The 26,063-nt window shown below is 43.5% G+C and carries 22 protein-coding genes; 19 read left to right on the forward strand and 3 right to left on the reverse strand.

Annotated elements, in window-relative coordinates; genetic code table 11:
- Window positions 1–133 precede the first annotated feature (133 nt).
- Window positions 134–1,330, forward strand: a complete 1,197-nt coding sequence (locus PR766_RS14340) for an MFS transporter (RefSeq protein WP_154635939.1) — start codon at window positions 134–136, stop codon at window positions 1,328–1,330.
- Between the two features lie 57 nt (window positions 1,331–1,387).
- Here PR766_RS14340 and PR766_RS14345 read toward each other — a convergent pair whose 3' ends face one another.
- Window positions 1,388–3,067: an ArnT family glycosyltransferase gene (locus tag PR766_RS14345; protein ID WP_080626402.1), complete on the reverse strand. Its 1,680-nt coding sequence runs from the start codon at window positions 3,065–3,067 to the stop codon at window positions 1,388–1,390.
- 563 nt (window positions 3,068–3,630) lie between these two features.
- Here PR766_RS14345 and PR766_RS14350 point away from each other — a divergent pair.
- The 3 genes from PR766_RS14350 (at window position 3,631) to PR766_RS14360 (ending at window position 7,874) form a co-directional block, all read left to right on the forward strand.
- The gene (locus PR766_RS14350; RefSeq protein ID WP_006658320.1) at window positions 3,631–4,977 is read left to right on the forward strand and encodes an NCS2 family permease; all 1,347 of its coding nucleotides are present in this window, start codon (window positions 3,631–3,633) and stop codon (window positions 4,975–4,977) included.
- Window positions 4,978–5,269: 292 nt separating this feature from the next.
- Window positions 5,270–6,919: a Na+/H+ antiporter gene (locus PR766_RS14355; protein WP_006658322.1), complete on the forward strand. Its 1,650-nt coding sequence runs from the start codon at window positions 5,270–5,272 to the stop codon at window positions 6,917–6,919.
- Between the two features lie 67 nt (window positions 6,920–6,986).
- Window positions 6,987–7,874, forward strand: a complete 888-nt coding sequence (locus PR766_RS14360; RefSeq protein WP_006663293.1) for a carboxylate/amino acid/amine transporter — start codon at window positions 6,987–6,989, stop codon at window positions 7,872–7,874.
- Here PR766_RS14360 and metR read toward each other — a convergent pair.
- On the reverse strand, window positions 7,771–8,727 hold the full coding sequence (gene metR / locus PR766_RS14365; protein ID WP_006658323.1) for an HTH-type transcriptional regulator MetR: 957 nt from the start codon (window positions 8,725–8,727) through the stop codon (window positions 7,771–7,773). The two genes, PR766_RS14360 and metR, sit on opposite strands and share 104 nt — an antisense overlap.
- Window positions 8,728–8,835: 108 nt before the next feature.
- Between metR and metE the strand changes: the two genes are divergently transcribed.
- Entirely contained in the window at window positions 8,836–11,115 is a 2,280-nt protein-coding gene (metE, locus tag PR766_RS14370; RefSeq protein WP_006663292.1) for a 5-methyltetrahydropteroyltriglutamate--homocysteine S-methyltransferase, read from the forward strand.
- Between the two features lie 62 nt (window positions 11,116–11,177).
- Here the strand turns inward: metE and PR766_RS14375 are convergent, their stop codons facing one another.
- Window positions 11,178–11,567 carry a YidB family protein gene (locus PR766_RS14375; RefSeq protein WP_006663291.1) on the reverse strand — a complete coding sequence of 130 codons (390 nt, stop codon included), beginning with the start codon at window positions 11,565–11,567 and terminating at the stop codon, window positions 11,178–11,180.
- Between the two features lie 386 nt (window positions 11,568–11,953).
- Here PR766_RS14375 and ltnD point away from each other — a divergent pair, with 386 nt between their 5' ends.
- The 14 genes from ltnD to ubiB all read left to right on the forward strand — a co-directional run bounded on the left by ltnD (window position 11,954) and on the right by ubiB (window position 26,050).
- Complete coding sequence (ltnD, locus tag PR766_RS14380; protein ID WP_006663290.1) at window positions 11,954–12,862, forward strand: L-threonate dehydrogenase; 909 nt, start codon at window positions 11,954–11,956, stop codon at window positions 12,860–12,862.
- Window positions 12,859–14,136 carry a 3-oxo-tetronate kinase gene (otnK, locus tag PR766_RS14385; protein ID WP_006663289.1) on the forward strand — a complete coding sequence of 426 codons (1,278 nt, stop codon included), beginning with the start codon at window positions 12,859–12,861 and terminating at the stop codon, window positions 14,134–14,136. Before ltnD ends, otnK begins: the two co-directional genes overlap by 4 nt.
- A complete protein-coding gene (gene otnC / locus PR766_RS14390; RefSeq protein ID WP_006658329.1) occupies window positions 14,129–14,770 on the forward strand; it encodes a 3-oxo-tetronate 4-phosphate decarboxylase in 642 nt (213 codons plus the stop codon). Before otnK ends, otnC begins: the two co-directional genes overlap by 8 nt.
- Window positions 14,771–14,780: 10 nt before the next feature.
- Window positions 14,781–15,560 carry a 2-oxo-tetronate isomerase gene (gene otnI / locus PR766_RS14395; RefSeq protein ID WP_006658330.1) on the forward strand — a complete coding sequence of 260 codons (780 nt, stop codon included), beginning with the start codon at window positions 14,781–14,783 and terminating at the stop codon, window positions 15,558–15,560.
- 9 nt (window positions 15,561–15,569) lie between these two features.
- Complete coding sequence (locus PR766_RS14400; protein WP_006658331.1) at window positions 15,570–16,337, forward strand: DeoR/GlpR family DNA-binding transcription regulator; 768 nt, start codon at window positions 15,570–15,572, stop codon at window positions 16,335–16,337.
- A gap of 57 nt (window positions 16,338–16,394) precedes the next feature.
- Complete coding sequence (denD, locus tag PR766_RS14405; RefSeq protein WP_036974016.1) at window positions 16,395–17,354, forward strand: D-erythronate dehydrogenase; 960 nt, start codon at window positions 16,395–16,397, stop codon at window positions 17,352–17,354.
- Between the two features lie 11 nt (window positions 17,355–17,365).
- Window positions 17,366–18,742 (forward strand): GntP family permease, encoded by a 1,377-nt coding sequence (locus tag PR766_RS14410; RefSeq protein ID WP_006658333.1) that lies wholly within the window; start codon window positions 17,366–17,368, stop codon window positions 18,740–18,742.
- A 283-nt stretch (window positions 18,743–19,025) separates the two neighbouring features.
- Window positions 19,026–19,781 (forward strand): uridine phosphorylase, encoded by a 756-nt coding sequence (gene udp / locus PR766_RS14415; protein ID WP_006658334.1) that lies wholly within the window; start codon window positions 19,026–19,028, stop codon window positions 19,779–19,781.
- Window positions 19,782–20,063: 282 nt separating this feature from the next.
- The gene (locus PR766_RS14420) at window positions 20,064–20,846 is read left to right on the forward strand and encodes a tyrosine-protein phosphatase (RefSeq protein ID WP_154635940.1); all 783 of its coding nucleotides are present in this window, start codon (window positions 20,064–20,066) and stop codon (window positions 20,844–20,846) included.
- Window positions 20,847–20,950: 104 nt separating this feature from the next.
- Window positions 20,951–21,481: a DedA family protein gene (locus PR766_RS14425; protein ID WP_006663285.1), complete on the forward strand. Its 531-nt coding sequence runs from the start codon at window positions 20,951–20,953 to the stop codon at window positions 21,479–21,481.
- A gap of 106 nt (window positions 21,482–21,587) precedes the next feature.
- Window positions 21,588–22,943, forward strand: coding sequence for a DNA recombination protein RmuC (gene rmuC, locus PR766_RS14430; RefSeq protein ID WP_051489796.1), 1,356 nt, complete (start codon window positions 21,588–21,590; stop codon window positions 22,941–22,943).
- Window positions 22,944–23,018: 75 nt separating this feature from the next.
- Window positions 23,019–23,774: a bifunctional demethylmenaquinone methyltransferase/2-methoxy-6-polyprenyl-1,4-benzoquinol methylase UbiE gene (ubiE, locus tag PR766_RS14435; protein WP_006658338.1), complete on the forward strand. Its 756-nt coding sequence runs from the start codon at window positions 23,019–23,021 to the stop codon at window positions 23,772–23,774.
- A 1-nt stretch (window position 23,775) separates the two neighbouring features.
- Window positions 23,776–24,429 carry a ubiquinone biosynthesis accessory factor UbiJ gene (locus tag PR766_RS14440; protein ID WP_006658339.1) on the forward strand — a complete coding sequence of 218 codons (654 nt, stop codon included), beginning with the start codon at window positions 23,776–23,778 and terminating at the stop codon, window positions 24,427–24,429.
- Window positions 24,416–26,050: a ubiquinone biosynthesis regulatory protein kinase UbiB gene (gene ubiB / locus PR766_RS14445; RefSeq protein ID WP_036959773.1), complete on the forward strand. Its 1,635-nt coding sequence runs from the start codon at window positions 24,416–24,418 to the stop codon at window positions 26,048–26,050. Before PR766_RS14440 ends, ubiB begins: the two co-directional genes overlap by 14 nt.
- Window positions 26,051–26,063: the final 13 nt, after the last annotated feature.

Below are 26,063 nucleotides of genomic sequence, written 5' to 3' on the forward strand. Positions count from 1 at the left end.
ATTAAATTCGTGGTATAATTTATTTGCATTATTCTGATAGATAAACATACAACAGCTTTTTATTTCAATTAAATAATAATATTTTGGAGTTTATATCCGCTGGATGATTCTAATTTAGCGGATTAATACAAAAATGAGCCCTGACAATCAGCGTTTCCAACATTTTCGACGTTCTGCCTCTTTTGCTATTTTTACGATTACAACCAGCATTGCTGTTATCGGTATTGTGATTGGTCTCAGTATCCCTATGGTGGCGCTGAGACTGAATAATTTTGGTGTCGGGGAATTGTATATTGGCATTATTTCTGCCGCGCCCGCGTTGGGAATGTTTTTAATCGCGCCAGTGGTACAGCGTATTGTGCGGTGGAGTGGTAAGCGCAAAGCGATGCTTATCGCTACGATTATTTCCGCTATCAGTTTATTACCTTTATTGAGTTCACTACCGTTATGGTTACTGTTTCCGCTACGGTTGATTACGGGGTTAGCCAGCGGAGTGATGATTTGCTTAGGAGAGACATGGATCAATGAGCTATCTCCGGAAAACAAACGTGGGCGTATATTAGCGATTTACACGACCGTGTTTACTGTCAGCCAGCTATTAGGTCCCTCTTTTATTGCTTACTATGGCGTGGAAGATAAATCGCCACTATTCATTTGTACGCTAATTCACTTAATTTCAGTTGCTTTATTCCTAGTGATGGATCAGAAAATCGGGGATAAGCTAACCGAAACAGCCTCTGAATCTCATTTTTCGATCACGCAGTTTGTGAAAGTCGCCCCCGGAATCTGCGCTGGCATTTTATTTTTTGCTTTTTTTGATGGCACGATTCTATCTATGTTCCCAATTTATGGCATGGGAATGGGGCATACAGAAGCAGTTGCTGCGATGATGATCAGTGCGATTCTGGCAGGGGATGCCATCATGCAATTGCCTTTTGGCTGGCTTGCTGACCATATGAATCGCGAAAAATTGTATCGCATTTGTGGTGTTGTCACGCTAGGGGCGAGCATATTGTTGCCCTTCTGGATTACGCATACTTACTTTATTTGGGTACTACTGTTTGTGCTAGGCGCAACGGCGGGAGCAATTTATACCATTGCATTGGTGCAAATAGAGCAATATTTCAGGGGTAATGAGCTCATTATTGCGAATGCCGCAGCAGCTATGTTATGGGGAATTGGTAATCTTTCAGGTCCGTTATTAGCGGGGGCTGCAACTGCGATTTCACCTTCTGGTTTACCTATTTTGCTGATTGGGATTGCCGGATTATTTTTATGGTTTACCCGTGAAAAATACGGTGCACAGGCAATTCAGCAGCAAGCGCAATAGAATCTACTCATTTCAACAGATGAAAAAAATCCCCGAGTTTTTAGCTCGGGGATTTTTTTATTCGGTCGCGCGGTAAACCACTAAATTTTCGTGGAATTCATCAGGGCGGTGATTCGACCAAAAGAATTCCATGCCTTCAGGTGCAGGGTTTACTTCTTTGGAATAGACAATAAGCCAGCGGCAGTGTTGCGGTTTTTCAAAGTGCATCTGCCTTTGGTGCAAAATACCCGTGTAATAATAGAGCATAGGTGTTTCCGACTCCCCAAGACCTTGAGATGCCATACAGTCATTGGGGGCGAATTGTCCTTCCAAGTGGTGACGAAGATCCACGAATACACCTTCGTAGCCTTTCGAGTAATCAATCCAACCAACAAACAGCGTCAGGATAATGCTCCAGACACTCACCATACCGAGTGACCAATTTCTCATGGCGAGGAACGCTGTATTGGAAGAAGAGATTAAGCGATGACGAAAGAACCAAAAACAGGTAATAAACATACCCGAAATCAATGAAAAAATTGAAAATTCCAGATGATAATCAAGAGGAAGCCAGCGCCCAAATACAGGTAACCATTGTGCTTGGTGCCCCATAAGCACAATCACGTAACAGATCCACAAAAAGAGAATGAGTCCCGACCAAAATAGTGCCGAGAAACGTGCAAATACGTTTAAGGCTTTATCGGAAAACCAGCCCAAAGTATGTACTGCTAAAATCGCCATCGGAGCAATGAAAGGCAGTAAATAGAGTGCGCGACCACTGGCAGACATTTGCAAGAACGTCACACCCAATACAGGGAAAATGACGAGTAAATATTCATTACGATCGCGAAGGCGTTTCAGTGGGTGGCGTAGGAAATAGGCGGTTGCAAGTAGTCCCGCGGGTAGGGCAAAGAACACAATGGCAGAAGGAATTCGCGTAAAGTTCGCTTTTGCGCCGAGTTTTTCAACGGAGAATCCAAGGAAACGACCAATATTATTTTCCCAAAACCAAGTAACAAACAGTTCTGGATGCTGTACATACAGCATGATTGGCCAAGGTAAAATTGCGATGAGAGCAACAACCCCCGCCAATAGAGTAGGTAGCCAAAATAGTTTAATACGGCATTGTGTGATAAATACAGGCGCGAGTAATAGGCTGATCCATAAAACGCCAGGAATAAATATCCCTTTAGAAAGCGTAGTGATGATTGTCCCAAGGGCAAGCCAGCAGGCAGATGCGGTAATTTTTTGCTGTTGAATCAGCCCTAATAAGCCATATAAACCAATTGTCGCTCCCGTCATTAACGAAACATCAGTAAACATTTCATGGGTATGACGTAATACCCCCGGAGCACAAACATACAATGCAAATGCTGTCCAAATACGGGCATCTGCAAAATGTTCAGATTTAAAAAAACGACGTGCTAATAAAACAAAAAAGGAAAAGTTAATAATAGAAAAAAATAGGCTGGCACTGCGTGCTGCATCATACAGTGGCATAACACCTGAAAGCAGATGAGAAAAAACGGTAGCGGTCCAATAATATAATGGTGGTTTTTCCATGAATGGTTCACCAGCATTGGTCGGAACAAGCCAATTTCCGGTTTCATACATGGTTTGGATGATACCAAAACTGTAGTTTTCGTCCTGTTTCCATGGGCTATGGCCATAAATTCCAGGAAGAAGATAAATAAGTAAAAACAGAAAAAAAAGCATTAAGGCGCTTTTCTTTGGTGTTGTAATGGATGGTGCAGTCATTGACATGGTATTTATAGAGAATATTTAAATGTTATATTGAAAATATTTTTATAAAAACAATCACTGAGTAAATTAATTATTTAATCAGTGTTGGAAATAAATGCTTTTATAAAAAGATGATTTTTATAAATAATAAAAAATTATTATTAAATAGTTTATCAATACTTTTAAATTTGTCTTTAAACGAAAGGTATATAAAGGTGAATAAACTTAACTATTCTGGATAATCGCAAAGATACAGCTCATTTTTGATATTTTTTGCATTTGTCAGGTTGAAAAATAGGCAGGCATAAAACACTTGATCAATTCCCCCCTTTCGAACGATAATTACGCTCTTCACAATTTGCCTCACTTTGCTCTAAAAGCCAAACGATTGCGTACTGTTCCTAGAGAATAATTTTGCCTTGATAGATATCTCGGTTCAGTGAGTGTTTTCAAAAAAGTAATCGTTTACGTGGATTTAAAGCTGAGACAATGTTCGCTAAGCATTTGGGCAAAATTAAAAAATTGCTTAGTAAAAATAGTGACATAGAATTTTCTAAAATTAATAGCAGAGGTATACCATGGCAGGCCAACAGGCTTCATCCAATTGCAAATTGGATTCATATTTTAAGATCACAGCGCGTGGCTCATCAGTACGCCGCGAAATCATTGCGGGATTAACCACATTCTTAGCGATGGTTTATTCTGTCATCGTGGTGCCAGGTATGCTAGGGCAGGCGGGGTTTCCTCCTACTGCTGTGTTTATTGCAACCTGTTTAGTGGCTGGCTTCGGTTCATTATTAATGGGGCTGTGGGCGAATCTACCGATGGCAATTGGCTGCGCCATCTCACTCACCGCATTTACGGCATTTAGCTTAGTATTAGGGCAACATATCAGTATCCCAGTTGCACTCGGGGCCGTGTTCCTAATGGGGTGTTTATTCACCATTATCTCGATCACTGGGATCCGCAGTTGGATTTTACGTAATATGCCAATGGGTGTGGCGCACGGGACCGGTATTGGTATTGGTCTATTTTTATTACTTATTGCCGCTACCGGTGTTGGCTTAGTAGTGAAAAACCCAAATGCTGGCTTACCTGTGGCATTGGGTGAATTTACGTCATTCCCAGTTTTAATGTCCCTGATTGGATTAGCGGTAATTTTTGGGTTAGAAAAACGCCGTGTGCCGGGTGGGGTATTACTGGTGATTATCGCTATCTCAATTATTGGGTTAATTTTCGATCCTGCGGTGAAGTATCAAGGTTTCTTTAAGCTGCCTTCATTGGGGGAAGATGGTTTGGCTCTAATGTTTAACATGGACATCATGGGGGCTCTGCAAGCTGCGGTTCTACCAAGTGTTCTGGCGTTAGTCATGACAGCGGTTTTCGATGCGACAGGTACGATTCGTGCTGTGGCAGGACAAGCTAACTTGCTGGATAAAGACGGCCAAATTATCGATGGTGGAAAGGCATTAACCGCTGACTCAGTGAGCAGTATTTTTGCAGGGGCAATCGGTGCATCCCCAGCTGCCGTGTATATTGAATCAGCAGCAGGAACTGCTGCGGGTGGTCGTACAGGCTTAACCGCGGTGGTTGTCGGTATTTTATTCTTATTTATCTTGTTCTTATCACCGTTATCTTATCTGGTTCCTGCGTATGCAACAGCGCCAGCGCTAATGTATGTGGGTCTGTTGATGCTGAGCAATGTCTCGAAATTGGATTTCGATGATTTTGTGGATTCGATGTCAGGTCTACTGTGTGCGGTGTTCATCGTATTAACCTGTAATATCGTTACCGGTATTATGTTAGGTTTTGCATCACTGGTTATTGGGCGTATCTGTGCGGGTGAGTGGCGTAAGCTAAACCTAGGTAGCGTCGTTATCGCGGTTCTACTGGTAGCGTTTTATGCTGCCGACCTAGCTATCTAAAGGTAATTCTCATGATAGGGCGGCATCCATTGTCGCCCTTTAACGGATTGTTGCGATTAATTCTAAAGTTAAAATTATTTTCCCGTCAGATAGCCTGTTAAGGATAGAATAGTGGTAAGGCGGAAAATGAAGTGAAAATGCCTATTTTCAATGAGTGACTGCCTTGACTGAAAATCTCATGGTCTGGACGGTGCTATCTCTTACTATGCGGCGGCAGGCAAATTTTGGGTTATCCCGTTATACTTTAAGCTGCGATATTTAGGGTATGCATTAGTCAATAAGTAAGGGCAACATGGAAATTTTCTTTACTATTCTTATTTTGATTTTGGCTGTTTCAGTTTCTGGAGTGGTGACGAAAGTCATCCCCATCCGTATTCCCCTTCCTCTTATTCAGATAGCTATCGGTGCATTGTTGGCGTGGCCTCAATTTGGATTGCATGTCTCTTTTGATCCTGAACTATTTATGGTTCTGTTGATCCCCCCTCTGTTATTCGTCGATGGCTGGAAAACGCCAACCCGTGAATTTTTCCAGAATGGAAGAGAAATTTTTATTCTGGTGTTGGTGCTCGTCTTGGTGACAGTCGTCGGGATTGGGTATCTGATTTACTGGCTAATGCCCGGTATTCCACTTATTGCGGCCTTTGCTCTGGCGGCGGTATTATCCCCAACGGATGCGGTGGCGTTGTCCTCTATTGTGGGTAAAGGGCGCATTCCTAAGCGTATGATGAGCGTTCTAGAGGGTGAAGCATTGATGAATGATGCTTCAGGTCTGGTCGCGTTAAAATTTGCCGTCGCCATTGCGATGGGAACCATGGTCTTCAGTGTCTCTGAGGTTACCATTGAATTTATTAAAGTGGCAGTGGGCGGCTTGTTAGCCGGTGTTGCCGTCACTTGGCTATACAGTAAATCTCTACGTTTGATGAGCCGTTGGAGTGGTGATGATCCTGCAACACAGATCGTATTTATGTTGTTGCTGCCATTTGCATCATACATGATTGCAGAACATATCGGTTTCTCCGGTATTTTAGCCGCGGTGGCGGCGGGTATGACTATCACTAAATCCGGTGTTATTCGCAATGCACCTTTAGCAATGCGCCTGCGTGCGGACAGCGTCTGGTCGATGTTAGAGTTCGTCTTTAACGGTTTAGTGTTCATTATGCTGGGTCTGCAACTACCGGGCATCTGGGAAACGTCGGTCGTTCAAGCGGAACTCGATCCAAGCGTTGAAACGTGGATGCTATTTACCGCAGTCGTTATCATCTATTTCGCCTTACTGATTTTACGTTTCTGTTGGTTGTGGCTGATGAAAAGATTTAGCCGCCTCTTCCTGAAAAAGCGTCCGCTTCAATTTGCAAATTATACTGTGCGTGAGCTGTGGCTAGCTTCTTTCGCGGGGGTTCGCGGAGCTATTACTTTAGCTGGTGTGCTCTCTGTGCCGCTCTTTTTAACGGATGGTTCGCCATTCCCAGCAAGGTATCAGCTTGTCTTTATTGCCGCAGGGGTCATTTTATTCTCTATTTTTGCAGGGGTGGTGGCTCTACCGCTTCTACTGCGTAATTTCCAAGTCGGGGATAAAGAGGCGGATATTAACGAGATTCGCATGGCGAAAGCGGCCATGGCTGAAGTGGCAATTGTTAGCTTGAATAAAATGCAGGAGCGTTTGTCTGCAGATGTTGAGGAGCAATTAGATTCCGAAGATATCAATGAAGTTGCGACAAGGGTCATTGGTCATTTACGTCGCCGGACGGCGGATCAAGACGAAATGGAGCATAACTTGCAGATTGAAAATCTCGAGCGACGTTTCCGGTTGACAGCACTACGTGCAGAGCGTGGTGAGCTATATCATTTACGTGCTACACGTAAAATTAGCAATGAAACCTTGCAGAGCTTGCTGGTGGATCTGGATTTATTGGAAGCCGTGCTGATCGAAAAAGAGCATTAAAACGAAAAACCGAGTATTCTACGGGCATTCTTGTTTGATAGACAATCGTGCTTAAGAGTGGATAGCAATGTGGTTACTCGTGATTACGACGCTGCTGTGGGCAGCGTCTTTTAGTTTAATGGGGGAATACCTTGCAGGGCAGGTGGATAGCTGGTTATCTGTTCTGATTCGTGTGAGTTTGGCCGCCTTGGTATTCCTTCCTTTCCTTCGCTGGCGTAATTTCAGCGCCAAAGTGATCTTGTTGTACATGCTGGTGGGTGCTTGCCAGCTGGGGATCATGTATTACTTTGTTTTCCAAGCCTATAAATACCTGAGCGTGGCTGAGTTTTTGCTATTTACGGTATTAACTCCTCTCTACGTCACACTGATTTACGACTTTTTAGAGCGCCAGCGTCTACGTATAGGCTACTTATTTAGCTCTATTCTCGCTGTGATTGGCGCTGCCATTATTCGTTATGATCATTTAAGTGAGTCATTCTGGGTTGGATTGATGTTTGTTCAGCTTGCCAACATCTTCTTTGCCCTTGGGCAAGTTGGTTATAAGCGTTTAATGGAAGTGCATCCTATTCCTCAACACCAAGCTTTTTCGTGGTTTTATATTGGAGCGACCCTGATTTCGTTGGTGGGATGGCTGCTGTTTGGTAATAAGGCGATGGTGCCGACAAGCCAAGCCCAATGGATTGTTTTATTGTGGTTAGGCATGGTTGCGTCGGGTATTGGTTACTTTATGTGGAACTATGGGGCAACGAAGGTGGATGCCGGAACCCTTGCTATTATGAATAACATGATGGTTCCAGCAGGGTTGTTGGTTAACTTTGCAATTTGGCAGCAACACCCTAATTGGATCAGCTTTACCATGGGATCGAGTCTGATAATTGCTTCTCTGTGGGTGCATAAGCGCTGGATCCTTGAACCGGCTTCACATAAGACAAATTCTCTACCGCGTGATCAGTAGCTGTATTGGTAAATGTTTCAATGGCTGGCTGACGCTGTTCTCCTTCACGACATGCAGCGTACAGTCGGCTCCATAGCCCATTCCCTAATGTTTTTGTCTTAATCAAACCTTGTTTTTCAAAGGAATCGACTGCCCAGTGAGGCAATGCCGCAATACCCATTTTGGCCGCCACCATCTGAATTAAAATTAATGTATTGTCGACGGTTTTAATGTTGGGTGAAACTCCCGCAGGCTGCAAGAAATGACGCCAGATATCAAAGCGTTGGCGTTGGACTGGGTAAATCAGCAGCGTCTCTTTGGCGAGATCATGGGGTTCAATCAACGGCTTTTGTGCTAACGGATGGTCATTTGCCACCACCAGCTTCACCTCATAATCAAACATAGGGGTGTAATGTAAGTTTTGCTCCGCAAGAATATCCGAAGTCATGACGATATCTAGTTCTCGTGAGAGCAATTCAGGTTGCGGATCAAACGTCACGCCAGATTTAAAATCAACAGTCACTTGCGGCCATGTCTGTCTGAACTGTTGTAAAGCCGGCGTTAGCCACTGGATACAGCTGTGGCATTCAATAGCAATACGCAAAGTGCTTACGGTTGGCTCATTACAGACGCGAATCGCATCTTTGACCATCGGTAAAATGCGTTGTGCGAGTTGAAGCAACACTTCGCCCTGAGGCGTAAAATGCACAGGTTGGGTTTTACGTACAAACAGTTTGTAGCCTAAGCGATGCTCTAAATCACTGAATTGGTGAGATAGCGCAGACTGAGTCTGATGCAGGTGCGTCGCAGTGGCAGCTAATGATCCGTATTGGCTGAGCGCCTGCAACGTTTTTAAGTGTTTTAATTCGATCATGAGAAACCTTCAAGTTGACGATGAATAATTTGCGCTTGTGCTTTATACAGTACCTGTTGATTATAGATGTGTAAACATCTAGACGGCTAAATATTTTAAGGGGTCAATATGTCTGTTATAAATCATACACTTGGGTTTCCGCGTGTCGGTCTGAAAAGAGAACTAAAACGTGCACAAGAAGATTATTGGGCAGGCAAGATTGACCAAACTGCACTTCTTGAGACGGGCTACCAACTGCGTGTTCGCCATTGGGAACAACAAAAAAATGCAGGGATAGACCTGCTGCCAGTCGGCGACTTCGCATGGTATGACCAAGTATTAACGACCAGTTTATTACTCGGTAACGTTCCTCCGCGTCATCAAAATGAAGATGGCACTGTTGATTTAGATACTTTATTTCGTGTGGCTCGCGGTCGTGCCCCTACGGGCAAGCCTGCTGCAGCAGGGGAAATGACAAAATGGTTTAATACTAACTATCACTATATCGTGCCGGAATTCCAGCAAGGGCAACAGTTCAAATTGTCGTGGAATCAGCTGTTTGATGAAGTGGATGAAGCGTTGAAGCTTGGGCATAAAGTGAAGCCAGTGGTGATTGGACCGATTACCTACCTATGGCTAGGGAAAGTGAAAGGACCGACATTCGACCGATTATCTTTACTGAAGGATTTACTCCCCGCATACCAAGAGATACTTTCTCGACTCGCTGAAAAAGGTGTGGAATGGGTGCAAATTGATGAACCTGCACTGGTATTAGACTTACCTATCAAATGGCAGCAAGCCTACCAAGAGGCTTATCAAGCCCTCACAGGGAAAACGAATTTACTATTAACCACCTATTTTGACGGTATTAGCCATCACTTGGATGTGATTAAACAACTGCCAGTGCAAGGACTACATGTGGATTTGGTTGCGGGCAAGGATGATATCGCGGCACTGCATCAAGCACTTCCTAAGGACTGGGTGCTTTCGTTAGGGTTAATTAATGGGCGTAACGTATGGAAAGGGGATTTAGGCGAGAAATTCCAACGGGTGAAACCGCTGCTAGGGGAGCGTACTCTTTGGGTCGGTTCATCTTGCTCGTTACTGCATAGCCCAATTGATTTAAATGATGAAACGCGTTTGGATGCCGAAGTGAAAAGCTGGTTTGCGTTTGCACTGCAAAAATGTGAAGAACTGGCGTTATTGACGAAAACACTCAATCAACCAACGGCAGAAAACATCGCAGCGCTAGAAACCTATAGTTCGCCTATTCGTGCTCGTCGCACCTCTTCTCGAGTCAATAATACGCAGGTCGCTCAGCGCTTAGCGGCAATTAACGCGAAAGATACCGAGCGTACTCGTCCTTATGTAGAGCGTGCTGAACTTCAGCGCCAACGTTTTAATCTACCGTTGTGGCCAACTACGACAATTGGCTCTTTCCCGCAAACCAGTGAAATTCGTTCTTTGCGTCTTGATTTCAAAAAAGGCAATGTGGATCAACTGAATTACCGTACCAGTATCAGTGAGCACATCAAACAAGCTATCAAGGAGCAGGAGCTACTGGATATTGACGTCCTCGTGCATGGTGAAGCTGAGCGAAATGACATGGTGGAATACTTCGGTGAACACTTTGATGGCTATATCTTTACGCAAAATGGTTGGGTACAGAGTTACGGTTCTCGCTGCGTGAAGCCACCTGTGATCATTGGTGATATTAGCCGCCCAGAAGCTATTACCGTGGAGTGGGCGAAGTATGCACAGTCGTTGACGGATAAACCGGTGAAAGGAATGCTGACAGGTCCGGTGACAATACTATGTTGGTCATTCCCGCGTGAAGATGTGAGCCGTGAAACTATCGCGAAGCAGATTGCGTTAGCGCTGCGTGATGAAGTGGATGACTTACAAAAGGCGGGCATTGGCATCATTCAAATCGATGAGCCAGCATTGCGTGAAGGCTTACCGCTACGCCGTAATGAATGGAAAGCATATCTCACGTGGGCGGTGGATGCCTTTAAACTGAGTGCTGCTATCGCGGAAGATGAGACTCAGATCCACACCCATATGTGTTATTGCGAGTTTAACGATATCATGGATTCTATTGCCGCATTGGATGCAGATGTGATCACTATTGAAACATCGCGCTCAGATATGGATTTACTCGATGCGTTTGAAGATTTTGATTACCCTAATGAGATTGGTCCAGGTGTTTATGATATTCACTCACCGAACGTGCCGAATGTTGAATGGATTGTGGCGTTGCTGCGCAAGGCTGCGCAGCGGGTGCCTGCCGAGCGTTTATGGGTCAATCCAGATTGTGGTTTAAAAACCCGAGGTTGGGAGGAGACTCGCCAAGCATTAGCTAATATGGTGGAAGCCGCGAAAAAACTGCGTAATGAGTATCAACGCTAACTGAGTAAAAAGCCCACGAATGAGTGGGCTTTTTCATTAGTCTTTCTTGTCACAAGCGGAACTTAGCCAAACAGTTTTTGTTTCAGTAAATTCATACCAATTGACGCTAAATCAATATTTTCAGGTAATTCACCGTTCGGAGTCGCACTATCAACTAAAGTGGGTAGGTACTTGGCAACCATATCTGTTGCTTGTTGTGGATCTAAGCCGACACGTTGAGCGAGTTCTTGGATCCCTGAGTCACCAAAGACTTGCATTAACTGGCTAGCATCTACTGGCAAATTTTCACCTTCTGAAATCCAAGATGAAACAATCCCGCCTAAGCCTTCAGTGTTAAATTTATCGACGACACCAGCGAGCCCGCCTTGCTTTTCAACCCAATCAATAACGGATTGAAACTGTTGCAGTTTATCACCAGCAACCATGCTTAACATTTGATCAAACAGACCCATTTTTGACTCCTCGATAACGTAATTAATGTGTTCAATACCAAGTATGGAACATTTTACAAAAAATAATAGGCGGCTATTTTGGGGAATTTACTCAACAGGTCAATCAAAATTAGAAGGAATAGTGGGAATTAAATACTCACCAAAATACACTGACTAGAAATGCATCAGAATGCTCACAATTTTTATCACACTTTCTTGTGAAGGAGTAGAAGGCGGTGTGAAATTATTATCTTGTTAAATTTCAGTATAATAAATGAAATTTGGTTAAATTTTATATTCTCTTTAGTGTGATGGTAGTCATGTGTTTGTGAATTTGATTGTGTGAAAATTCACAATATTCACCAGAATTCACAATATTGTTAGAACTGACAACATCAGGGGGCTAGATGAAAAATATCGTTAACCATGTTGGCGTTATTGGTCTGGGTTCGATGGGAATGGGGATCGCGCAATCACTAATAAGAAAAAATATCCCAACCTATGGATTTGATTTAAATCCTCAAGCGTGTGACGCGCTACTTAAATATGGCGCGCAAGCAACAGGGAAAAATGCAGCGCAGTACGCCCACGAGTTGGATGCAGTGTTGATGGTCGTCGTCAATGGAATGCAAGTTGAAGGGATTTTGTTTGGTGGCGAAAAACCACTGGTAGAGCAGCTTCGCCCAAATACCATCATTGTGTTACACAGCACATTGGCGGCAGAGCAAACGAAGCAGATTGAAAAGCGTCTTGTCGAGTATCAACTTCCATTGGTGGATGCACCGATTTCTGGCGGTGCGATTAAAGCAGCGGAAGGCAAGCTAACGGTAATGGCATCGGGTTCTTCTGAACTATTTACTCAACTTGCTCCTGTATTTGACGCAATTTCTGAACGCTTATATCGAGTGGGAGATGAGGTTGGACTAGGGTCTACCGTGAAAACTATCCATCAGCTGTTGGCGGGTGTTCATATCGCGGTTGCTGCTGAAAGTATGGCGTTGGCGGCAAAAGCGGGAATCAACTTGGATGTGATGTATGACATTGTGACTCATGCCGCAGGAAATTCATGGATGTTTGAAAATCGTATGCAGCATGTTCTTGATGGGGACTACACACCAAAATCGTCAGTGGATATTTTTGTGAAAGATCTTGGTTTGGTGATGCAAACCGGAAAAGCGCTGAATTTCCCACTACCACTCGCCGCAACCGCTCACCAAATGTTTATTTCAGCCAGCAACGAAGGTTTTGGCTCTCAGGATGATAGCGCGGTGATTAAAACCTTCAAAGGAATTACCTTACCGGAGAAAAAGGTATGACAGTGAAATTAGGCGTGATTGCTGATGATTTTACCGGCGCGACGGATATCGCAGGCTTTATGGTACAAAACGGCTGGAAAGTGGTGCAATTACTGAATGAGCCGAATGAAAATACCCCAATTCCACATGATGTAGATGCCATTGTGGTGAGCTTAAAGAGTCGCTCTTGCCCTGTTGATGAAGCGGTCAGCTCCTCGCTAAATGCATGTCGTTGGTTGAAGGAATCAGCACAATGCCAGCAAATTTTCTTTAAATATTGCTCAACGTTTGATTCAACAGAAAAAGGCAACATTGGTCCTGTCACTGATGCGTTGATGAAGCAGTTGGGTACAGATTTATCCTTAGTTTGCCCTGCACTGCCAGTCAATGGACGTACTGTGGTTCATGGACACTTGTTTGTAAACGGTCAATTACTGAATGAAAGTGGCATGCAACACCATCCAGTCACGCCAATGACTGATGCGAATTTGCTGCGAGTCATGGAAAAACAATCAACAGGGAAGGCTGGGTTGATTAATCTAGCAACAGTGCAGAAAGGGAGCTTGGCAGTCGCTGAACAGTTAGCACAGTTGCGTCAACAAGGCGTGAGTTATGCCGTCGTCGATAGTTTTACCATGGATGACCTGTTGCCTATTGCCCAAGCTTCGCAATCACTGCCTTTATTAACAGGTGGGTCAGGGTTGGGTGCAGCACTAGCAAATATAGATAGCCAAGTGGCATGGGGGCAAAGTGAAAGTCGCGGGATTAAGCCGGCAGGAAAAGACAGGAAAACCGTGATTTTATCAGGTAGTTGCTCACAGATGACCAACAAACAAGTACAGAACTACCAGCGAGTGGCACCAAGTAAGGCGTTAGATGTCGGTGAATGTATCAATAATCCAGACTATGCGAATGCCTTAGCTGCGTGGGTTCAAGCACAGCAAACGACGGGTTTGGCACCTTTGCTTTACGCCACTCAGCCACCGGAGTTATTAAAACAAACACAAGAAAAATACGGCGCCGCATCATCGAGCACGGCGGTGGAAAATGTGTTTGGGCAAGTGGTGACCTTATTGGAGGACCAAGGCTTTAACACGTTCATTATCGCGGGGGGAGAAACCTCGGGGAAAGTGGTTCAGAGCCTTGGAACAGAACAATTAAGTATTGGTTCACCTATCGCACCGGGTGTGCCGTGGGTACAGGATTTAACAAGCGGTAACTGGTTAGCACTGAAATCAGGCAATTTCGGTCAAGAGAATTTCTTCCAGTTAGCACAGGAGATGTTTAATGAGTAATGAAAAGGCGCTACGCCAAGAGTTGGTGGATTGGGCAAAATCGATGTTTAACCGTGGCTACAGTAGCGGCGGCGCTGGCAACATTAGCGCTCGTTTAGCGGATGGCTGCATTATTGTCACCCCGACTAACTCAAGTTTTGGCGATTTAGACCCTGAGCGTCTGAGTAAGCTCGATGCACAAGGAAACTGGATTGATGGTGATAAACCCACAAAAGAAGTTTCTATGCATATGGCAATGTATTTACAACGTGCTGATTGCCAAGCGGTTGTTCACCTACATTCACCTTGGTTAACGGCATTATCTTGTTTGCCGAACTTAGATACGGCGAACTGCTTACCCCCAATCACACCATACTATGTGATGCGCGTGGGCAAATTACCATTAATTGAATATTTACCGCCAGGTGATGACCGAATCGGTGAAGAAATCGCGAAATTAGCCCCAAATCATAATGCGATTTTACTGTCAAACCACGGTCCGGTTGTCGGTGGAAAAACGTTAAGACAAGCATTTTTCAATGCGGAAGAATTAGAAGATACCGCTCGCTTGTACATTACATTACGTCCACATGGCTTCACAACGTTAACGCCAGAGCAAGTTCATGAGCTCGAAAGCCGTTACCCACAGAAATGAGGTGATAGACATGGCTAAATTTGCAGCAAATCTCAGCATGATGTTTAACGAAGTTCCATTTATTCAACGTTTTGAACGTGCTGCTCAAGCTGGGTTTAAAGGGGTTGAATATCTTTTTCCTTACGAAGAAGATGCGGATGCTATTGCAGGTGAATTGAAAAAACATCAACTCACTCAAGCGCTATTTAATATGCCCGCAGGAAATTGGGGTGCCGGCGAACGAGGAATGGCATCTCTTCCTGGGCGTGAAGCTGAATTTGCTCAAGGCGTGCAAACGGCGCTGAAATACGCTAAAGCCCTTGGGTGTAAGCAAGTGCATGCAATGGCAGGTAAAGTGGATGAAAAATTCACTTTTGAAGAGCAAAAAAACTGTTTTATTAAGAACATACAACAGGCTGCGGATGTGATGGCGGAGCATGGAATTCGTGTGCTTATCGAGCCAATTAATACCCGCGATATGCCGGGGTATTTCTTAACGACCCAAAAGCAGGCTGAAGCGCTGTTACCTGAAATCAATCGCGAAAATGTATTTATTCAATTGGACTTGTATCACTGCCAGATTATGGAAGGTGACTTATTGAAAACAATTGAGCGTCTTTGGGGTAAATTTAGTCATATTCAGATAGCATCAGTACCTTTTCGCCATGAACCTGATAGCGGTGAAGTCAATTACCCATGGATTTTTAATCAACTCGATGAAATGGGATATGAAGGCTGGCTGGGATGTGAATACCACCCAGCCGGACGCACCGAAGACGGTTTAGGCTGGCTCAAGCAAGCTAATTCCTAGGAGAACCGCATGATCCCTTCCGAACGTCGTGATTTTATTTATCGCTATGTCTATGAGCACCAAACTGTGTCTATCAATGACTTAGTTGGCTTAATGAATGTCTCTCATATGACGGTTCGACGTGATATTCGCATGTTGGAAGAGGAAGGGAAGGTTGTCGGAATTAGCGGTGGAGTTCGGTTAAATGATGCGTTACGCCAAGAGCTACCATGGAGTGAGAAGGCGAGGCTGCATCATCAAACCAAACGCGAAATCGGTCAATTTGCCAGCTCACTGGTTGAAGATGGTCAGGTGGTTTACCTCGATGCGGGAACAACCACGTTTGAAATCGCGCGTGTGTTAGGTGAGCGTTTTAATCTCACCATTGTGACCAATGATTTTTCTATCATGCAATATTTGATGAATAAATCGCAGCTGAATTTGTATCACACTGGTGGACAGGTTGATAAACGCAATCACTCTTGTGTGGGAAATACAGCCGCAGCCATGTTGCGAACACTGAATGTGGATATCGCGTTTATTAGCACCAGCTCATGGGACTTGCAACATGGTGTGTCCACGCCTCATGAGGAAAAAGTTCAAATAAAACAAACTTTATTGGATGTAGCCCGTCGATGTGTACTGGTTTCAGACAGCAGTAAATTCGGTAAATACGGTATGTTTCGTGTTTGCCCATTAGATCAATTGCACGACATCATTTGTGATAAACATTTACCGCCTGATGTCGTGCAACGGATAGTCGAAAAAAATATAAAACTTCATTTAATAAATACATAAAAAAACATCTTACCGAGTGATGCATAGCCCGTCAGGGCTATAGCAAGGAGAATGACAATGAAAGTTATTATTACTGGTGGCGCAGGTTTTCTGGGCCAGCAGCTAGCCGCTGCTTTGCTTAAAAACAACCAAGGATTAAAATTTAGCCAACTCGTTTTAGCGGATATTCAATGCCCTACATCACCAATTGAAGATTCTCGCGTGAGTTGTGTTGCGTTAGATTTAACTCAGCCAGAAGCCGCAGATAAATTGATTGATGCGCAAACCGATGTGGTTTTTCACCTCGCTGCGATTGTGAGTAGCCACGCAGAAAGCGATTTCAATTTAGGTATGAAAGTAAATTTTGATGCGACGCGTCAATTACTTGAAGCCGCTAGAGCTAAAAACCCTGCCATCAAATTCCTTTTCACCAGCTCCCTTGCGGTATTTGGTGGTGAATTACCTGATGTAATCACCGACCTTTGCGTGGTAAACCCTCAGTCTTCTTATGGCGCTCAAAAAGCCATGTGCGAACTGATGGTGAACGATTATTCACGTAAAGGGTATGTCGATGGTCGAGTGATGCGCTTACCAACCATTAGTATTCGTCCTGGCGTCCCGAATAAAGCAGCGTCTTCTTTTGCTAGCGGTATTATCCGTGAGCCTCTTAATGGCATTGAGAGTGTTTGTCCTGTGTCTCCAGCGCTGGCTCTATGGTTATCTAGCCCAGAAACGGTCATCAACAACTTTATCCATGCAGTGTCGATTCCTGCGGAAAAATTTGGTCTTTCACGCACCGTGAACCTGCCCGGGATCACCGTGACAGTGCAAGATATGATTGATGCACTGCGTGATGTTGCAGGACAACAGGCCGTTGATTTAATTCGTTTTGAACCGGATGAAGCGATTAATCGCATTGTGGCAAGTTGGCCAGGTAAATTTGATATTCGCCGTGCACTGGATTTAGGTTTTAGAGCTGATGGATCATTTAGCGATGCGATCCGTTCATTTATTAAGCATCATAGCGCGAAAAAATAGGAGATTAAATAATGTCCTATATTCCTATTATTGGCCTCGCGGTGGCCATATTTGTCCTTATCTTTTTAGTATTACGAACGCGTGTTCACGCACTGTTAGCCATGCTAATTGCCGCTGCAATTGCGGGGTTATCCGGTGGGCTAACCGCGGCTGAAACCGTCACGGTGATCACAAAGGGCTTTGGCTCGACCCTCGGTAGCATTGGTATTGTTATCGGTCTCGGGGTGATGATGGGAAGGGTGCTGGAAGTTTCAGGTGCTGCTGAGCAAATAGCCTATAGCTTTATCAAATGGTTAGGGAAAAAACGTGAAGAGTGGGCACTGGCAATCACCGGCTATATTGTCAGTATTCCTATCTTTGTGGACTCGGCATTCGTCATTCTTTACCCGTTGGCAAAGGCATTAGCCAAAAATGGTAAACGGAGCATCTTAACGCTTGGGGTCGCATTAGCGGGTGGGTTAGTGGTAACTCACCATACTGTACCACCAACACCGGGTCCTTTAGGTGTCGCAGGTATCTTTGGGGTTGATGTTGGTGCGATGATTTTAGCGGGTATGGCGCTCGCGGTACCATGTGTCATCGGTATTGTGTTCTATGCCAAATGGCTAGGAACCAAATACCCTGAGTTTATGCCAGATGAGACGGGCAGCGAAGATCTAAAAGAAGTGCATGCACGTTACATGGAAGAAAAAGCGAATAAACCATTACCAAGCTTATTCTTATCATTGTTACCTATTATTACGCCAATCTTGTTGATTTTTATTAATGCTATCAACGGATTATTGCTAAAAACGGCCACCTTCCAAGGCATGGATGATAACTGGTACTTCCAATCATTCCAATTCTTAGGCGCCCCGATTATTGCACTCTCAATTAGCGTATTGATTTCAGTCTATACGTTAATGCCAAAAGCCTCGAAAGAAGAAGTCATTGACCGTATGGAAGAGGGATTGCAGGCGGCAGGGATTATCTTACTGGTCACGGGGGCTGGTGGTGCATTAGGTGCAGTATTACGTGATAGTGGTACGGGAACAATTTTAGCGGAGCACGTTGCGAATTTACCGATTACGCCAGTGCTAATACCGTTCATTATTGCCACGTTAGTGCGTTTAATTCAGGGATCAGGAACGGTTGCAATGATCACCGCAGCATCGATTTCTGCGCCAATTATTAGCCAAATCCCTGATATCAACTTATTAGTTGCCGCTCAAGCAGCAACAATGGGCTCTCTGTTCTTCGGTTACTTTAACGACAGCCTTTATTGGGTTGTGAACAGAATGATGGGGATTAAAGACGTTAAACAGCAAATGATAGTTTGGTCTATCCCAACAACAATCGCGTGGGCTATCGGGTTGGTTGGCGTTTTGATCCTTGATGTTGTGCTGTAAGTCTAGCACATTGATATTGTAATATTTTTTATCTTCTGCCTATCCAAAGCGCCTATTCAGGCGCTTTTTTTCGATAATCGCAAACATTCATCTATACTGGGTGTATCTCATCATTAGCTTTAATGTCACCGGACTTTATTTGTGATATATATCTCATTTTAATGAAAATGAAGTGAATCAGTTTCTATTAAAAGCGATATTGGTCACTAAATTAAGTCGAGCTAAGCGCTATATTGACTATAACGTACTAATTCAATGATGCCATTGTGTAAAGGAGTTTGATATGTCTGACGTTTTCCACTTAGGTTTAAAAAAGAGTGACTTACAGGGTGCAACTGTTGCTATTGTTCCTGGGGATCCTAACCGTGTTGAAAAAATTGCACGTCTGATGGATAACCCTGTGCATTTGGCTTCATTACGTGAATTCACTTCATGGCGTGGTGAACTTGATGGAAAAGCCGTGATTGTTTGCTCCACAGGTATTGGTGGTCCATCAACCTCTATCGCAGTTGAAGAGCTAGCTCAGCTAGGCATCCGTACTTTCTTGCGTATCGGTACAACAGGTGCAATCCAAGAAAACATCAATGTAGGTGATGTTTTAGTGACTACCGGTGCAGTGCGTTTAGATGGTGCAAGTCAGCATTTTGCTCCGCTGGAATTCCCTGCGGTTGCTGACTTTACTTGTACTAATGCGCTGTATGCTGCGGCGACAGAAGCGGGTGCAACTGTTCATGTTGGTATTACTGCATCTTCAGATACTTTCTACCCAGGTCAAGAGCGTTACGACACCTATACAGGTCGTGTGATGCGCCACTTCAGAGGCTCAATGAAAGAGTGGCAGGATATGGGCGTGATGAACTATGAGATGGAATCTGCAACGCTGTTAACTATGTGTGCAAGCCAAGGTCTGCGTGCAGGTATGGTTGCTGGCGTTATCGTTAACCGTACTCAGCAAGAAATTCCAAATGAAGCGCTTCTGAAAAAAACAGAAGGCAATGTTCTGAGCATTGTTGTCGAAGCGGCTCGTCGCCTGCTGTAATCCTAATTAGCTGACCCGTTTACTGACTTCACTCGGTTGTGGATTTTCGGTAAACGGGTTCAGTTATCATCATGCTACCCATGTATCTTAAATATTCTTGTATCTCTAATTGATCAGCGCAAAATTTATTTTCTCGCGTTTTTCTTATTCCCTTCATCGATGAATCTGTTATTGTCATTTAAAACAATGAATAGAAGCCTCTTAAGTTACTCAAATTACAAGTAATTGATAATTTCGTTTATTTTTAGTTTGAGCAATGACAGCGCTAAAAAGGGAAAACGTATGTCAACCAAACCTTACCTTCACCCCTCTGTACTGCCTTTAACCGGTGGAATTAACTTTCGTGATTTAGGTGGAAAAAAACTATCCAACGGCGGAAAAATTAAACCTGGGGTTTTATTTCGCTCAGGTGCATTAGACCGCTTAACCCAAGATGATGAAAAAGTCTTACAGTCACAAAACCTTTTCCAAATCATCGATTATCGCGATGAAGCTGAAATTTTGGATAAACCTGATGTGGTGTGGAGTGGCGCTCATTATGTGCATGCCCCAGCAAACCCTTTGGCAAAAGAAGTGAGTGCGAATTTAGATAAACTCACACCAGAAGTGCTAGAAAAATTTGATCCTCAAGCTTTCATGTTCCGCCTTTACGAGTTACTTCCATTGAATAATGCGGCATATCATCAATTGGTCAGCATGTTGAAGCAACCGGAAAAAGGTGGTCTTGTGCAACACTGTGCAGTCGGTAAAGACCGTACTGGGATTGGCTCGGCTTTAGTGCTATTTGCGCTGGGGGCGGATGTTAATACGGTGATGGACGATTACCTATTAACCAATGAAACGTTAGCGCCATTCCGTAATCACCTACTGGAAGAATTTTCAAAAACTATGAGCGAGAATGTGGTAAAAAAATTCGAGTATGTGTTCTCTGTACGTGAAGAATTCTTACAGACTGCATTGAAAAGCATAGAAAATAATTATGGTGATGTGGATAAATGGCTAGAAAAAGATTTTGGCTTAGGTAACGCTCAACGCAGCGTACTACAAAGTTACTTCCTCGAATAATCTAATAAACACTGAAGTTGCAATGAGCGGGTTTTGTTGCAACTTTATTTACTTCCTATAACTATAATAGTGTTATTCAACTCATTAAAATTAGGAACGAACCCTTGAGCATCAATGAAATTGTCACTGCCATTACGGAATTCACTCGTGCTCACGAAGTGTGGGCGATCCCTATTGTCTTCATTCTTGCTTTTGGCGAATCACTCGCTTTTCTCTCTTTATTGCTCCCCGCAACCGTGATTTTACTTGGACTTGGTGCGTTGATTGGTGAAAGTGAAATCGCCTTCTTTCCGATTTGGTTAGCCGCCGCCTTGGGCGCATTTTTTGGCGATTGGGTCTCTTATTGGTTTGGTTTTCACTATAAAGAAAAAGTCCGTGAAATGTGGCCGATTTCTCGTAACCCTGAAATGATAGATAAAGGTCATCGTTTCTTTGAGAAATGGGGTGTTTGGGGGATTTTCTTTGGGCGGTTTTTTGGACCTTTGCGCGCGGTCGTTCCTCTTGTCGCAGGAATTTGTGAAATGCGCCAACGCCATTTTCAAATTGCCAACTTCGCATCCGCAATGATTTGGGCATTTGGCATTTTAGCACCGGGAGCGCTTGGCTTACGTTGGTTCGCTAGTTGGATGGGATAAGCTGCGAAGCTGCTCGCAAAAAGTCGCCATAGGGGAGATTTACCTCTGGACACTTATACAGTATCCCATTACCTTACTCTAGATTTTAAAAAGTAAGGATGGATTCGTGGATACCTCTCTTTTATATGCAATTATTGGCGCCTTAAGTGGCATTTTGGTCGGCGGTTTAGCGGTCTGGTTTTCTATTGTCCAAAAAATAGCGGGGAAAGAGCGAGAGCTACAAGAGGTATACCGTCAATTGGCCGCGAGCGATGAGAAAAATGTACATTTGGCTCAATGGAAAGAGGAATGCGACAAGCTTGACCAAGAGCTACGTACACAGCGGGACATTAACCGTGAACAAGAGGCTGAGCTGCGAGAGGTGATGACTCGCTTTGAACAAGCTCAACTGGCGAACGAAGAGAAACAGCGAATTTTGCAAAATAGTGAGCAGCGCCTCACGGCACAGTTTGAAAATTTAGCTAATCGTATATTTGAGCAGAACGAACGGCGTGCTTCTGAGCAACATCAGAAAAACTTAATGGCGATGTTGTCACCTTTTCGTGAACAACTTGAAGGGTTTCGCCAACAAGTACAACAAAGTTATGGTGAAGAGGCAAAAGAGCGTCATACGCTAACCTATGAGATTCGCCAGCTACAGCAACTGAATAATCAAATGACCAAAGAAGCGGTCAACTTAACACGAGCTTTAAAGGGCGATAATAAAATTCAAGGGAATTGGGGCGAAACCATTTTAACTCGGATTTTAGAGGTATCGGGTTTACGCCGCGGTAGTGAATTTGAAACACAAGTCAGTATCAATACGGGCTATAATAGCCGCTACCAGCCAGATGTCATCATTCATCTTCCTGAAGGCAAAGATGTCGTTGTTGACGCAAAAATGTCGTTGGTCGCTTATGAACATTACTTTAATAGTGATGACCCAGAACAGCAGCAGCAAGGTATCAAAGAGCATGTGGCATCCATTCGAAACCATATGAAGATGTTAAGCCGTAAAGATTATCATCAGTTACCAGGGGTTCGCTCTTTGGACTATGTGCTCATGTTTATCCCTATAGAGCCTGCATATTTATTAGCATTAAAAGAAGCTCCTGAGCTACTTGATGAAGGATTAAAACTGAATATCATGTTGGTCTGTCCATCCACATTGTTGGTGGCAGTACGTACCATTAATAATTTGTGGCGATATGAACGGCAAGAGCAAAATGCGCAAGAAATCGCCGATAGAGCCGCTAAAATGTACGATAAACTGCGTTTGTTTATCGATGATATGCAGGTATTAGGTTCTAGCCTAGAAAAAGCAAATCACACATATTCATCAGCCATGAAGCGTCTTGCTGAAGGTCGAGGTAATTTGCTAGCTCAGGCGGAAAGTTTTAAAGAGTTAGGCGTGGAAGTTAAGCAATCTATAGACCCTCAGCTAGCAGAGCGGGCTGACAAGTCTAATTGTGCGGAATCTTAGAGTTATAATAGGGTTTTCACTCAAAGGCTGTTACACTTCTCAAAAAAGTTTGAACGATTAACAGGCATAATAGAAATGACCGAACCAACAAAAGAAACCATTGATTTTGGTTTCCGTACTGTAGAGAAAGAAGAAAAAGCTGGCCTCGTAGCAAATGTTTTTCACTCTGTAGCCTCTAAATATGACCTGATGAATGACTTAATGTCTTTTGGTATTCATCGCATTTGGAAACGTTTCACAATCGAAGCGAGTGGTGTGCGTCGTAATCAACGCGTGCTTGACCTTGCGGGTGGAACGGGTGACCTCACTGCAAAATTCTCTCGCCTTGTTGGTGAAAAAGGCGAAGTGGTTCTCGCAGATATCAACGACTCTATGTTAAAAATGGGACGTGAAAAACTGCGTGATTTAGGCATTGTCGGTAATGTTAATTACGTACAAGCTAATGCGGAAGAGTTACCATTCCCTGATAACTATTTTGATTGTATTACCATCTCGTTTGGCTTACGTAACGTGACAGACAAAGACAAAGCTCTGCGTTCTATGTTCCGCGTTCTCAAACCAGGTGGACGCCTATTAGTGCTTGAGTTCTCTAAGCCAGTTATTGAACCTTTGAATAAAGCTTATGATGCATACTCATTCCACATTCTACCGCGTATTGGTCAAGCGATTGTGAATGACCCTGAGAGCTATCGTTACTTAGCTGAGTCCATCCGTATGCACCCAAATCAAGAAACCTTGAAAGGGATGATGGAAAATGCAGGTTTCGAGCAAGTCTCTTATGACAATATGACTGGCGGTATTGTTGCATTACATAAAGGGTTTAAATTCTAAGATGGAAGCACCATCAGCGCATATTGAAAATCCCAATACTGTTTTGTATTCCGTAATGACAGCATTCATGGAAACATCCTTGAACCATATGTTGTTCAAGGAAAAAGTGCTACAACCAGCAAGAATGCGTTTAGCGGGTAAAGTGATGGGAATTGAGCTCAAAGAGCTGAATAAAACCCTAACATTAGTTTTTGCTGAAAATCATGTTGATGTTTTAAGTGAATGGCAAGAACCCGCAGACTGCACCATTAAAACATCGCTATTTACCTTGATTAAGCTGAAAGATAAGCAGCAGCTTTCACAGTTAATCAATCACGGTGATATTGTGATTGAAGGCGATATGCAGATTGTGCAGCACTGGTCGTCATTATTGGATTTAGCGATCTGGAATCCAGCACACTATTTATCCCCTTATATTGGTGATATTGCTGCAGAAGGTATTAGTAAAGTATTGGGCAAAGGGGCGTGTCTTGCTTCCCGATTAGTTAGCCGCCAAAAAACTTACGTTAAAGACATTATTCTGGAAGAGTGGAAAATGGCGCCTAGCCAGCTGGAATTAGTGCACTTTAGCGATGAAGTTGAGCAAGTTTCAAATTCAATGAGTCAATTAGAACAGCGACTCAATCAGTTGGAGGAGAAGAATGTCTCCCGGTGAAATAAAACGCCTTTACTTCATTATTCGGGTTTTTCTCTCTTATGGACTAGATGAGCTGATTCCTAAAATTAAGCTGACATTGCCTTTAAGAATTGGGCGATTAGGTTTTTTTTGGATCAAAAATAAACACAAAGATAAAGATCTTGGTGAGCGCCTACGTTTGGCGCTGCAGGAGTTGGGGCCAGTTTGGATCAAATTTGGTCAAATGCTTTCGACTCGCCGAGATTTATTTCCCCCTACCATTGCCGATCAACTTTCATTATTACAAGATAAAGTCGCAAGTTTCGACGGTAAGTTAGCGCGTCGCTATATTGAGGAGTCGCTTGGCGGACCGTTAGAACAATGGTTTGATAATTTTGATGAGCAAGCTTTGGCGTCAGCATCTATTGCCCAAGTGCATACAGCCATATTAAAAGAGAATGGCAAAGACGTTGTTTTAAAAGTCATTCGCCCAGATATCCTGCCAGTTATCAAAGCAGATATTAAGTTGATGTACCGAATTGCTAATTGGGTTCCACTTCTTCCAGATGGACGACGTTTACGCCCAAAAGAAGTTGTTCGTGAGTACGAAAAAACGTTAATTGATGAATTAAATTTACTTCGTGAATCCGCGAATGCAATTCAACTTCGTCGTAATTTTGAAAACAGCGCCATGCTGTATATTCCCGAGGTTTATCCAGACTATTGTCGTGAAAACGTGATGGTGATGGAGCGTATTTATGGTATTCCTGTTTCCGATATTGCGGCTTTAGAAGCTCAGGGAACCAACATGAAATTGTTGGCGGAAAGAGGCGTAAAAGTCTTCTTTACCCAAGTATTTCGTGACAGTTTCTTTCATGCAGATATGCATCCCGGCAATATTTTTGTTAGCTATGAACACCCTGAAGACCCTCTCTATATAGGAATTGACTGCGGAATTGTGGGTTCTCTCAATAAAGAAGACAAACGCTATTTAGCTGAAAACTTTATTGCCTTCTTTAATCGTGATTACCGTAAAGTGGCTGAGCTGCATGTCGATTCTGGTTGGGTTCCCGCAGATACCAACGTTGAAGATTTTGAATTTGCCATTCGCACTGTTTGCGAACCTATTTTTGAAAAACCATTGGCGGAAATTTCATTTGGGCATGTGTTATTGAACCTGTTCAATACCGCTCGTCGCTTTAATATGGAAGTTCAACCACAGTTAGTGTTATTACAAAAAACCTTATTGTATGTTGAAGGGCTTGGTCGTCAGCTATACCCACAACTGGATTTATGGAAAACGGCAAAGCCATTCTTAGAAGATTGGATTCATAGCCAAGTAGGGCTTCCTGCAATCACTAAAGCGTTAAAAGAGAAAGCGCCTTATTGGGCAGAAAAAATGCCAGAAATCCCCGATTTAATTTATGGGGCATTAAAACAGCATCGATTCTTGCAGTCTAATATTGATCAGCTTACTCAAGAGTTAAAGCATCAACGCACGAAACAACGTAAATCACAGTATTTATTAGGAATTGGGGCAACTTTCATTCTTTGTGGTAGCTTATTCTTTATTTCTGACTTAACTCGAATTGCAGCAGCATTTATGGCTGTGGGTGCATTGTCGTGGCTTGTAGGTTGGTGTAAAGGAGAGGATAATTAAGTAGACTTTGTTT

This window comes from Providencia sp. PROV208 (assembly GCF_028479465.1).
In the GTDB taxonomy this organism is placed as follows: Bacteria; Pseudomonadota; Gammaproteobacteria; order Enterobacterales; family Enterobacteriaceae; genus Providencia; species Providencia alcalifaciens.

Excerpts from the sequence above, each read along its gene's own strand:
- PR766_RS14360 (WP_006663293.1), top strand. The coding sequence starts at position 6,987 with ATGTGGTTACTCGTGATTACGACGCTGCTGTGGGCAGCGTCTTTTAGT.
- PR766_RS14355 (WP_006658322.1), top strand. The coding sequence starts at position 5,270 with ATGGAAATTTTCTTTACTATTCTTATTTTGATTTTGGCTGTTTCAGTT.
- otnK (WP_006663289.1), top strand. The coding sequence starts at position 12,859 with ATGACAGTGAAATTAGGCGTGATTGCTGATGATTTTACCGGCGCGACG.
- PR766_RS14400 (WP_006658331.1), top strand. The coding sequence starts at position 15,570 with ATGATCCCTTCCGAACGTCGTGATTTTATTTATCGCTATGTCTATGAG.
- ubiB (WP_036959773.1), top strand. The coding sequence starts at position 24,416 with ATGTCTCCCGGTGAAATAAAACGCCTTTACTTCATTATTCGGGTTTTT.
- PR766_RS14420 (WP_154635940.1), top strand. The coding sequence starts at position 20,064 with ATGTCAACCAAACCTTACCTTCACCCCTCTGTACTGCCTTTAACCGGT.
- otnI (WP_006658330.1), top strand. The coding sequence starts at position 14,781 with ATGGCTAAATTTGCAGCAAATCTCAGCATGATGTTTAACGAAGTTCCA.
- ltnD (WP_006663290.1), top strand. The coding sequence starts at position 11,954 with ATGAAAAATATCGTTAACCATGTTGGCGTTATTGGTCTGGGTTCGATG.
- PR766_RS14375 (WP_006663291.1), bottom strand. The coding sequence starts at position 11,567 with ATGGGTCTGTTTGATCAAATGTTAAGCATGGTTGCTGGTGATAAACTG.
- PR766_RS14340 (WP_154635939.1), top strand. The coding sequence starts at position 134 with ATGAGCCCTGACAATCAGCGTTTCCAACATTTTCGACGTTCTGCCTCT.
- PR766_RS14345 (WP_080626402.1), bottom strand. The coding sequence starts at position 3,067 with ATGACTGCACCATCCATTACAACACCAAAGAAAAGCGCCTTAATGCTT.
- metE (WP_006663292.1), top strand. The coding sequence starts at position 8,836 with ATGTCTGTTATAAATCATACACTTGGGTTTCCGCGTGTCGGTCTGAAA.
- PR766_RS14350 (WP_006658320.1), top strand. The coding sequence starts at position 3,631 with ATGGCAGGCCAACAGGCTTCATCCAATTGCAAATTGGATTCATATTTT.
- PR766_RS14440 (WP_006658339.1), top strand. The coding sequence starts at position 23,776 with ATGGAAGCACCATCAGCGCATATTGAAAATCCCAATACTGTTTTGTAT.
- ubiE (WP_006658338.1), top strand. The coding sequence starts at position 23,019 with ATGACCGAACCAACAAAAGAAACCATTGATTTTGGTTTCCGTACTGTA.
- udp (WP_006658334.1), top strand. The coding sequence starts at position 19,026 with ATGTCTGACGTTTTCCACTTAGGTTTAAAAAAGAGTGACTTACAGGGT.
- PR766_RS14410 (WP_006658333.1), top strand. The coding sequence starts at position 17,366 with ATGTCCTATATTCCTATTATTGGCCTCGCGGTGGCCATATTTGTCCTT.
- otnC (WP_006658329.1), top strand. The coding sequence starts at position 14,129 with ATGAGTAATGAAAAGGCGCTACGCCAAGAGTTGGTGGATTGGGCAAAA.
- denD (WP_036974016.1), top strand. The coding sequence starts at position 16,395 with ATGAAAGTTATTATTACTGGTGGCGCAGGTTTTCTGGGCCAGCAGCTA.
- metR (WP_006658323.1), bottom strand. The coding sequence starts at position 8,727 with ATGATCGAATTAAAACACTTAAAAACGTTGCAGGCGCTCAGCCAATAC.